The following is a 9,890-nucleotide window of genomic DNA, read 5'->3' on the forward strand; positions in this document are numbered from 1 at the left end:
CCACCGCGTCCGGCCGGTGCACCGTCGAGCCCACCATGGACGAGTAGCGCAGCTCGGCCAGCGCCAGCGTGAGCACCGCCTCCAGGTCGGCAGGCGTGGCGCGGCGGATCGTCGCCGCGCCGGTCACCGGCGGGGGAGGCGCCTGCCGCACGGCGACCACGGTCAGCGGCACGAGCCCGTGGTCGAGCAGCGCCCTGGTCGCCTCGGCGTCACGGCTCGGCCAGGTCAGCACGCACGCCGACACGCGCTCGGCCGGCCCCAGCAGGTCCAGCCGCTTGCGCCACGCGCGCAGCAGCGCGTCCATGCCCGCCGCGCCGGCGTGGCCCAGCAGCGGCGACAGCTCCCACACCTCGGTGGCCGACCACAGCCGGGCGGGCGAGCGCCGGTCGTGCACCTGGCGCTGGAGCACGCCCGCCACCCTGGCGCCGTCCGGCAGCGCCGCGGTGATGACGTCGCCGTCCGGCGGCGCGACCACCGCGGGCAGCAGCGGGTCGACGCTCGCGAAGCGCGCGCTCTGCGCCTCCACCAGCCCTTGGCCGACGGTCATGCCGGCAGGCTACGGCTTCCGGGTGCGGAAGATCGCGGTGCCCGGGAACAGCCGGCCGCGCAGCGGGCTCCACTGCCCCCACGTCCGGGTGTGCCCCGCGGGCCACTCCGGCTCCACCACGTCCAGCAGCTCCAGGCCCGCGCCCACCAGCGCCCGGACGTAGTCACCGGTGGTGCGGTGGTGCTCCACGTACGTCGCCCGACCGGTGTCGTCGACCTCCACGTACGGCGTGCGGTCGAAGTACGACTGCGTGACGGTGAGCCCGCCCGGCCCCGGGTCGTCCGGGAAGATCCACCGGATCGGGTGAGTCACCGAGAACACCCACGGCGCTCCCGGCCGCAGCACCCGGGCCACCTCCCCGAACACCTCGCCCACGTCCGCCACGAACGGCACCGCGCCGAACGCCGAGCAGGCCGCGTCGAAGGAGCCGGACGCGAACGGCAGCTGGTCGGCGCTGGCCTGCACCAGCGGCACGGCCACGCCGGTCGCCGCGTTCGCCGCCACCGCGTGCCTCAACATCCCGGCCGAGAGGTCGAACGCCACCGCGTGCGCGCCCTGCGACACCAGCCAGCGCGCGCACGGCGCGGAGCCGCAGCCGACCTCCAGGACGCGGCGTCCGCGCACGTCACCGAGGTAGCCGGCGGTCTCCTCCCGGACGCCCTCGGGGCACCACACGAAGTCCGCGGAGCCCAGGAAGTCGCCGTGCTCGGCGTGGTAGTCGTCGGCGTCGGCGTCCCACCACATGCGGTTGGCCGCGCGCGACTCCGCCGCGTCGACGCCCCGCTTGGCGATGCCGGTCGTGCCGAGCGCCAGTTCGGCGCTCGCGTGCTGGTCGGACACACTGCTCCATTCACGGTGCCGGTTTGCCCGGCGGGCTCCGATCCGCGTACGATATCGCCCGCGTAGTGGGTTCGCGCTGTCCTCGATCGCCTGATCACCTGGTGAGTCGGTCTTCCCGGTGGGGCGTGCCCTCCGCGTAGCGTTGAACCCGCAGGCCACAAACCCCAATCCGTACCGGAGCCACCTACCTAATGTCCACCGACACCACCACTGTCCCGGTTGCCGCTGCGCCGAAGCAGGTCGCCATCAACGATATCGGGACGGAGGAGGACTTCCTCGCCGCTATCGACAAGACGATCAAGTACTTCAACGACGGCGATATCGTCGAGGGCACGATCGTCAAGGTCGACCGGGACGAGGTCCTGCTCGACATCGGCTACAAGACCGAGGGTGTCATCCCCTCGCGCGAGTTGTCGATCAAGCACGACGTCGACCCGAACGAGGTCGTCAAGGTCGGTGACGAGGTCGAGGCTCTTGTTCTCCAGAAGGAGGACAAGGAAGGTCGGCTGATCCTCTCCAAGAAGCGCGCGCAGTACGAGCGCGCCTGGGGCACCATCGAGGCGCTCAAGGAGAAGGACGAGCCCGTCAAGGGCACGGTCATCGAGGTCGTCAAGGGCGGCCTCATCCTGGACATCGGCCTGCGGGGCTTCCTCCCCGCGTCCCTCGTCGAGATGCGTCGCGTCCGCGACCTCCAGCCGTACGTCGGCCGCGAGCTCGAGGCGAAGATCATCGAGCTGGACAAGAACCGCAACAACGTGGTCCTGTCCCGCCGCGCCTGGCTGGAGCAGACCCAGTCCGAGGTCCGCAGCGAGTTCCTCAACCAGCTGCAGAAGGGCCAGGTCCGCAAGGGCGTCGTGTCCTCCATCGTCAACTTCGGTGCCTTCGTGGACCTGGGTGGCGTGGACGGCCTGGTGCACGTCTCGGAGCTGTCCTGGAAGCACATCGACCACCCGTCCGAGGTCGTCGAGGTCGGCCAGGAGGTCACGGTCGAGGTCCTGGACGTCGACATGGAGCGCGAGCGCGTGTCGCTGTCGCTCAAGGCGACGCAGGAAGACCCGTGGCGCCAGTTCGCCCGCACCCACGCGATCGGCCAGATCGTGCCGGGCAAGGTCACCAAGCTCGTCCCGTTCGGTGCGTTCGTCCGCGTGGACGAGGGCATCGAGGGCCTGGTCCACATCTCCGAGCTGGCCGAGCGCCACGTGGAGATCCCGGAGCAGGTCGTGCAGGTCGGCGACGACGTCATGGTCAAGGTCATCGACATCGACCTGGACCGCCGCCGCATCTCGCTGTCGCTCAAGCAGGCCAACGAGGGCTTCACGGTCGACTCCGAGTTCGACCCGACCCAGTACGGCATGGCCGCCGAGTACGACGACCAGGGGAACTACATCTACCCCGAGGGCTTCGACCCGGAGACCCAGGAGTGGCAGGAAGGCTTCGACAAGCAGCGCGAGGAGTGGGAGCGGCAGTACGCCGAGGCCCACACGCGCTACGAGGCCCACATGAAGCAGGTCGCCAAGGCCGCCGCGGCCGAGGAAGAGGCCGCGGGCGAGACCAACTACTCGTCCGGTGGCGACGCCCCGGCCGCCGCGACGTCCAGCAGCACGGGCGCCCCGGCTCAGGCCGGCGGCACCCTGGCCAGCGACGAGCAGCTCGCCGCGCTGCGCGAGAAGCTGTCGGGCGGCGCCTGAGCAGCACCCGTCGGCGGGCGACCGCCGGTCGGCTGAACGACGTGATCGCCCCTCACCCGGGTTCGGGTGGGGGGCGATCGTCGTTCACTCGTTCGGGGTGAATTGGCGTTGCCTTGCGCTAAGTTGAGCATCCTATGAGCGTGCGGAAGACGGTGATCGCGGTGACGGCGGTGCTCGCGTGCGCGGGCTGTTCCGCCGTGAAGCCGACCGCCGTGACCCAGCCGCCGATCCCGACGATCGTGGCGCCCACGACGATCACCCGCGTCCCCCAGATGGTGGACCGACCCGTGCCCGACGACTGCGAGCTGGTCGTCCCGGTCGAGGCGCTGCACCAGCGCCTGGGCCGCGAGCTGCCGGGTGAGCTGAAGACCATCATCGGCATCCCCGAGCCGTCGCTGGCCCGCACCGCGAAGATCGACTGCTACTACGGCGTGCCCAAGGGGCAGGACCTCGGGGCCGCGCCGGTGGTCATCGGCCTGGCCAACTACGGCGACGAGGCGTCGGCCGCCGCCCGGGTCGACGAGAGCGTGGCCGCCGAGCGCCAGGACGGCGCGACGGTCAGCGAGGTCGACGTGGGCAAGAAGAAGGGCAAGCTGGTCAGCGCCAAGGACGAGCGCCTGGTCATGGGCCACCTCGGCAAGACCACCTACGTCGCCCGCGCGAAGGTCGGCGTGCTGCCCGACGACCTGGTCGGGATCTTCCTGTCCTCCATCGCGGAGCAGTCCATGATCCCCGTCGAGGGCACCTGATCATCCGCGGCGTGGCAGGCTGGTCGCCATGTTGCGCGTGGGCCTCTCCGGGGGAATCGGGTCGGGCAAGTCGACGGTGGCGGGCAGGCTCGCCGAGCACGGCGCCGTGGTGATCGACGCGGACCGGCTGGCCCGGGAGGTGGTCGAACCCGGCACCGACGGCCTGCGGGACATCGCGGAGGCGTTCGGCCCCGACGTCCTGGACGAGGCAGGGGCCCTGAACCGGCCGGCGCTGGCGGCGAAGGTGTTCGGTGACCAGCAGGCCCTGGCCACGCTCAACGCCATCACGCACCCGAGGATCGCCGCCCGCACGGGCGAGCTGATCGCCGCCGCGCCCGAGGACGCGATCGTCGTGCACGACGTGCCGCTGCTGGTGGAGAACGGCATGGCCCCGCTGTACCACCTGGTGGTGATCGTGCACGCCGACCTGGACCAGCGGCTCGTCCGGCTGCGCGACCGCGGCCTCGCGGAGGAGGACGCGCGCCGGCGCATCGCCGCGCAGGCCGACGACGAGCGCCGCCGGGCCGTGGCGGACGTGTGGCTGGACAACTCCGGCACCCCCGACCTGGTGCTGGCGCAGGTGGACGCGCTGTGGGCGGACCGGCTGGTGCGCTACGAGTCGAACGTCCGGCTGCGCCGGTACGCGTCGTACGGCCCGCCGGTCGTCGTCCCCTACGACGAGACGTGGCCGGCGCAAGCGGAGCGGGTCGCGGCGCGCATCAGGCTCGCCGCCGGTGGTCGGGTGGTGGAGCACATCGGCTCCACGTCGGTGCCCGGGCTCGCCGCGAAGGACGTGCTGGACTTCCAGCTGGGCGTGACGTCGCTGGAGGAGGCGGCGGAGCTGGAGGAGGCGCTGGCGCAGGCGGGGTTCCCGGGGCTGGGCCTCGGCGAGGACTCCGTGAAGCGCGAGGGCGACGCGCCGGAGGCGTGGCACAAGCGGCTGCACGCGGGCGCGGACCCGGGGCGGCCGGTCAACCTGCACGTGCGGGTGGCGGGCGGCCCGGCGTGGAACTGGGCGATCGGGTTCCGCGACTGGCTGCGGGCCGACGCGGCGGCGCGGGACGAGTACGCGGCGCTCAAGCTCGAACTGGCCGAACGGCACCGGGGCGACCAGGGGAGCCTCGCGTACGCCGAGTCGAAGGAGCCGTGGATGACCGCGGCGACCGCGCGCGTGGACGCGTTCTACAGGGACGGCCAGACGTCGTAGATGCCCCGGTGGGTCAGCCACGAGCCGAGGTCGTGCCGGTGGAGGCTGACCTCCTCCAGGGTGCGGTGCACGGTGCGCAGCGCCTGGTCGGCGTCGCCCGGACCGAGGACGTGCCCGGCGACGGCGGCGGCGAACTCCTCGCAGTGCACGATCCGGGCGGTCGTGCCGCCCGGCACGGCCAGGCCGAGGAGCAGGTCGGTGGTGCGCCACGCGCGGCCGTCCCGCTGCACGCGGACGGCGCTGAGGACGCTCGGACCGCTGCGGGCGTGCCGGGAGCGGGGCCGGTGGTGCGTCAGCCGCAACCCCAGGTCCGGCATCAACCAGGTGACCTCCGAATCGGAGAACGGATCCTCCGGCGTCGGGCACTCCAGTCGCAGTCCCCAGCGCTCCACCCGGCACGTGGACAGGTATCGCGAAGTGCCGCTGGAGTAGCTGCGAACAGCGCTGATGGTGTCGACCACGTCGACGAGCTGAGGTGTGATGACCGCTCCCACGCGACCCGAGGGTAGCCGGAAGTGTGCTCCGGGTAACTATCCGGGTTGATTCGTTACATCACGGTCTGTGTGGTAAGCGGTCTCTATCAGGTGACGGACTGGCCGCGCTGTTGACCAGGCACTGTCACCCTCTGTATTACCGGCGACGCCACGTGGTGATCGTTCCCTGGGCCGCGAGCCACCGCACGGCGTCGTGGTCGTGCGCCGCGATGCCCGCGACCGCGCGGTAGGTCGTCTCCAGCGCCCACTGCGCCCGGTCGGGCCGGATGAGCCCGCAGTGGAGGGCGGTCAGCAGCTCGTCGGTGTCCAGCACGGTCACGCTGCGGCCGGTCCGCACCAGCAGGTCGAGGTACAGGTCGACGGTCTTCCACACCGACCCGCTGGAGCTGATCTCGACCACGTCCACGTACAGGTCGTAGTCGCGCTCGTGGCCGGGGTGCCAGGACTGCCGGGTGACGCGCAGGCCGTGCCCGGGCAGCAGCCACGACTCGAAGTGCGACAGGTGCGGGTGGCCGGGCACCGGGCGGAACATGTACAGCCCGTGGCCGGTCAGCCGGTACTCCTCGACGCCCCGCAGGTGGCCCTTGGGATCGGTGTTGCTCTTCGCGTCGAGGTCGAAGTACTCGATCTTCGGGGGGTGGATGTGCATGCGTGTCCCCGCGGTGCTCGCCGTCACAGCGCCGACCTTAAGCACCGACTTCCGAGGATTGCTCCCTTCTGTCACCCGAAAGAGGGAAGATCGCTTAGTCTTCCCGCCATGTTCGGCATCATCCGGCCCTGCCGCAACCGCCTCGGCCCCGAGCTGGGCGAGTCGTGGTTGGCCCACCTGTGCGGGCTGTGCCTGGCGCTGCGCGACGACCACGGCCACCTGGCCCGCGTCGCCACCAACTACGACGGCCTGGTCATCTCCGCGCTGGTGGAGGCGCAGTCGGAGCGGTCGCGGCGCTCCGCCGGGCCGTGCGCGCTGCGCGGCATGCGGTCGGCGGACGTCGCCGTGGGCACGGGCGCGCGCCTGGCCGCGTCGGTGTCCCTGGTGCTGGCGTCCGCGAAGGTGGGCGACCACGTCTCCGACGGCGACGGCGTGTTCGCGCGCGCCCCGATCCGCGGCATCGGCAGGCAGGTGGCGCGGCGGTGGGCGGCGCAGGCCGAGGCGACCGGGCTCGACCTGGGGTTCGACCCGGCGGTGCTGGTGGACGCCGTGCGGCGGCAGTCCTCGGTGGAGGCCGCGGCGGGCGTGGGCACGTCCGTGCTGGCGGTGACCGAGCCGACCGAGACGGCGGCGGGCGAGGCCGTGGCGCAGACCGCGGTGCTGACCGGTCGTCCGGGCAACGCGGTCGCGTTGCGCGAGGTCGGACGGCTGTTCGGGCGGCTGGCGCACCTGCTGGACGCGGTGGAGGACCTGGCCGAGGACCGGGCGTCCGGCGCGTGGAACCCGCTGGTGGCCACCGGCACGACGCTCGTCGAGGCGCGGCGGCTGTGCGACGACGCGGCGTGGGGCATCGAGCTCGCGCTGCGCGAGGTGGAGTTCGCCGATGACCGGTTGGTGCACGTCCTGCTGGTGCACGAGGTGCGCGAGTCGATCCGGCGGGCGTTCGGTGACATGCACGCGCATGCGCACAAGCACGCGTCACCGGAGGCACACGTGCACACGCCGCCGTCGGCCGCACGCGGCCACGAGCCCGGGCCGGGCAGCGGCCTGTGGGCCTGGCCGAAGCTGGTGCGCCCGCCGCACGGCCGCGGCCTGGTGCCCGCCTGCCTGGCGGTGCTCTACCAGTGCGGCACGTGCCAGTACTGCTGCCGCGACCCCTACCCCGGGCCGTGCAGCGGCAAGCCCCAGGACGCGTGGTGCAACTGCGACTGCGGTCCGGGCTGCGACTGCTCGGGCTGCGACTGCTGCGGCTGCGACTGCTGACACCAGGCCCCTGACCTGGGGCGATCGGAATTGTCGGACCACGGGCGTACCGTCTTAGCCGTGGCATTCCCAACCGAGATCCCGGTCAAGGCGCACTCGTCGCACCGCCCCGTCGGTGACATCCCCCGCACCGAGGGGAAGTTCCGCGTGGTCAGCGACTACCAGCCGGCGGGCGACCAGCCGGCGGCGATCGCGGACCTCGAACGGCGCATCCGCGCCGGGGAGAAGGACGTGGTGCTGCTCGGCGCCACCGGCACGGGCAAGTCGGCCACGACGGCGTGGCTGGTGGAGAAGGTGCAGCGACCCACGCTGGTCATGGCGCCGAACAAGACCCTGGCCGCCCAGCTGGCGAACGAGCTGAAGGGGTTCTTCCCGGACAACGCGGTGGAGTACTTCGTCAGCTACTACGACTACTACCAGCCCGAGGCCTACATCCCGCAGACCGACACCTACATCGAGAAGGACTCCTCGATCAACGAGGACGTCGAGCGGCTGCGCCACTCGGCCACGATGAGCCTGCTCACCCGGCGTGACGTGATCGTGGTCGCGTCCGTGTCCTGCATCTACGGCCTCGGCACGCCCCAGTCCTACCTCGACCGGTCGATCAAGCTGGAGGTGGGCGTCGAGGTCGAGCGCGACCTGCTGCTGCGCGCCCTGGTCGACATCCAGTACACGCGCAACGACATCGCGTTCAACCGCGGCACGTTCCGCGTGCGCGGCGACACGGTGGAGATCATCCCGGCGTACGAGGAGCTGGCGCTGCGGGTCGAGTTCTTCGGCGACGAGATCGACAAGCTGTACTACCTGCACCCCCTGACCGGCGAGGTGGTCAAGGAGGTGGAGGAGCTGCGCATCTTCCCGGCCACCCACTACGTCGCGGGCCCGGAGCGCATGGAGAAGGCGATCCGCAACATCGAGGTCGAGCTGGCCGAGCGGCTGGCCACGCTGGAGCGGCAGGGCAAGCTGCTGGAGGCGCAGCGGCTGCGCATGCGCACCACGTACGACATCGAGATGATGCGCCAGGTCGGCTTCTGCAACGGCATCGAGAACTACTCGCGCCACATCGACGACCGCGGTCCCGGCACCGCGCCCGCCACCCTCATCGACTACTTCCCGGACGACTTCCTGCTGGTCGTGGACGAGTCGCACGTGACCGTGCCGCAGATCGGCGGCATGTACGAGGGCGACGCGTCGCGCAAGCGCAACCTGGTGGAGCACGGCTTCCGGCTGCCCAGCGCGCTGGACAACCGCCCGTTGACCTGGGAGGAGTTCGCGGACCGGATCGGCCAGACGGTCTACCTGTCGGCCACCCCCGGCCCGTACGAGATGGGCCAGACCGGCGGCGAGTTCGTCGAGCAGGTCATCCGCCCGACCGGCCTGGTCGACCCGGAGGTCGTGGTCAAGCCGACCGAGGGCCAGATCGACGACCTGGTCCACGAGATCCGGGTGCGGGCCGAGCGCGACGAGCGGGTGCTGGTCACCACGCTGACCAAGAAGATGGCCGAGGACCTGACGGACTACCTGCTCGAACTCGGCATCCGCGTCCGCTACCTGCACTCCGAGGTCGACACGCTGCGCCGGGTCGAGCTGCTGCGCCAGCTGCGCCTGGGCGACTACGACGTGCTGATCGGCATCAACCTGCTCCGCGAGGGCCTCGACCTGCCCGAGGTGTCCCTGGTCGCGATCCTCGACGCGGACAAGGAGGGCTTCCTCCGCTCGGGCACCAGCCTGATCCAGACCATCGGCCGCGCGGCGCGCAACGTGTCCGGCGAGGTCCACATGTACGCCGACCGGATCACCGACTCGATGCGGCACGCGATCGACGAGACCAACCGCAGGCGGGCCAAGCAGGTCGCCTACAACGAGGAGCGCGGCCTCGACCCGCAGCCGTTGCGCAAGAAGATCACCGACATCCTCGAACAGGTCTACGCCGAGGCGGAGGACGCGATCGCGCCGGGCGGCTCGGGCCGCAACACCTCGCGCGGCAAGAAGCCGACCGGCGACCCGGGCGCGAACGGCCGCAGCAGCTCCGGCGTCCTGGCCGACCGCGACACCGGCAGCATGGCCCGCTCCGAGCTGGCCGACCTGGTGCAGCAGCTGACCGACCAGATGATGAACGCGGCCCGCGAGCTGCAGTTCGAGCTGGCCGCCCGGCTGCGCGACGAGATCCAGGACCTGAAGAAGGAGCTGCGGGGCATGGACGCGGCCTTCAAGTAGCGACCACCCCACCGCGCCGCCGGTGATCTCGCAGGTCGGGCCGCGCCTCCCCGGAGGTGCGGCCCGACCCGCGTCGGGCGCACCCGGCGTGCCCCGACCACCGCGGGCCTAGCGCGTCAACGCGGCCCGCACCTTGCCGACCACCGCGTCCTCGGCCGCGCCGACGCGCCCGTCCGCCGAGGCGACCTCCTCGCACGCCGCGAGCACGGCGGACGGGAACGACTCGGCCTCCGCGG

Annotated in this window: 8 protein-coding genes and 1 pseudogene; 5 read left to right on the plus strand and 4 right to left on the minus strand. The window is 71.7% G+C overall.

The features are described 5' to 3' along the window. Together AB0G02_RS20640 and AB0G02_RS20645 are read right to left on the minus strand one after the other, a co-directional pair. Window positions 1–547, minus strand: a pseudogene (locus AB0G02_RS20640) (GNAT family N-acetyltransferase); the annotation flags it as partial. Window positions 548–556: 9 nt separating this feature from the next. Next, window positions 557–1,387 (minus strand): class I SAM-dependent methyltransferase, encoded by an 831-nt coding sequence (locus AB0G02_RS20645; RefSeq protein WP_360796783.1) that lies wholly within the window; start codon window positions 1,385–1,387, stop codon window positions 557–559. A 191-nt stretch (window positions 1,388–1,578) separates the two neighbouring features. On the opposite strand from AB0G02_RS20645, the gene rpsA reads away from it, so the two are divergent. The 3 genes from rpsA to coaE all read left to right on the plus strand — a co-directional run bounded on the left by rpsA (window position 1,579) and on the right by coaE (window position 5,031). Next, window positions 1,579–3,075, plus strand: a complete 1,497-nt coding sequence (gene rpsA / locus AB0G02_RS20650) for a 30S ribosomal protein S1 (RefSeq protein ID WP_360796786.1) — start codon at window positions 1,579–1,581, stop codon at window positions 3,073–3,075. 134 nt (window positions 3,076–3,209) lie between these two features. After that, window positions 3,210–3,824 carry a hypothetical protein gene (locus tag AB0G02_RS20655; protein WP_360796789.1) on the plus strand — a complete coding sequence of 205 codons (615 nt, stop codon included), beginning with the start codon at window positions 3,210–3,212 and terminating at the stop codon, window positions 3,822–3,824. Window positions 3,825–3,852: 28 nt separating this feature from the next. Continuing rightward, window positions 3,853–5,031 (plus strand): dephospho-CoA kinase, encoded by a 1,179-nt coding sequence (gene coaE / locus AB0G02_RS20660; protein ID WP_360796792.1) that lies wholly within the window; start codon window positions 3,853–3,855, stop codon window positions 5,029–5,031. Here coaE and AB0G02_RS20665 read toward each other — a convergent pair. Together AB0G02_RS20665 and AB0G02_RS20670 are read right to left on the minus strand one after the other, a co-directional pair. After that, complete coding sequence (locus tag AB0G02_RS20665) at window positions 5,007–5,525, minus strand: hypothetical protein (RefSeq protein WP_360796795.1); 519 nt, start codon at window positions 5,523–5,525, stop codon at window positions 5,007–5,009. The genes coaE and AB0G02_RS20665 overlap by 25 nt on opposite strands. A gap of 136 nt (window positions 5,526–5,661) precedes the next feature. Further along, window positions 5,662–6,174: a DUF402 domain-containing protein gene (locus tag AB0G02_RS20670; protein ID WP_360796798.1), complete on the minus strand. Its 513-nt coding sequence runs from the start codon at window positions 6,172–6,174 to the stop codon at window positions 5,662–5,664. Window positions 6,175–6,282: 108 nt separating this feature from the next. Between AB0G02_RS20670 and AB0G02_RS20675 the strand changes: the two genes are divergently transcribed. Both AB0G02_RS20675 and uvrB read left to right on the plus strand, forming a co-directional pair. Continuing rightward, a complete protein-coding gene (locus tag AB0G02_RS20675; protein WP_360796801.1) occupies window positions 6,283–7,437 on the plus strand; it encodes a DUF5685 family protein in 1,155 nt (384 codons plus the stop codon). Between the two features lie 60 nt (window positions 7,438–7,497). Continuing rightward, entirely contained in the window at window positions 7,498–9,654 is a 2,157-nt protein-coding gene (gene uvrB, locus AB0G02_RS20680; RefSeq protein WP_360796804.1) for an excinuclease ABC subunit UvrB, read from the plus strand. Window positions 9,655–9,890: the final 236 nt, after the last annotated feature.

Source organism: Actinosynnema sp. NPDC023658 (genome assembly GCF_040639995.1).
Classification (GTDB): Bacteria; Actinomycetota; Actinomycetes; order Mycobacteriales; family Pseudonocardiaceae; genus Actinosynnema.

Coding starts and splice junctions, on each gene's coding strand:
- rpsA (WP_360796786.1), top strand. CDS start 1,579: ATGTCCACCGACACCACCACTGTCCCGGTTGCCGCTGCGCCGAAGCAG.
- AB0G02_RS20655 (WP_360796789.1), top strand. CDS start 3,210: ATGAGCGTGCGGAAGACGGTGATCGCGGTGACGGCGGTGCTCGCGTGC.
- coaE (WP_360796792.1), top strand. CDS start 3,853: ATGTTGCGCGTGGGCCTCTCCGGGGGAATCGGGTCGGGCAAGTCGACG.
- AB0G02_RS20670 (WP_360796798.1), bottom strand. CDS start 6,174: ATGCACATCCACCCCCCGAAGATCGAGTACTTCGACCTCGACGCGAAG.
- AB0G02_RS20675 (WP_360796801.1), top strand. CDS start 6,283: ATGTTCGGCATCATCCGGCCCTGCCGCAACCGCCTCGGCCCCGAGCTG.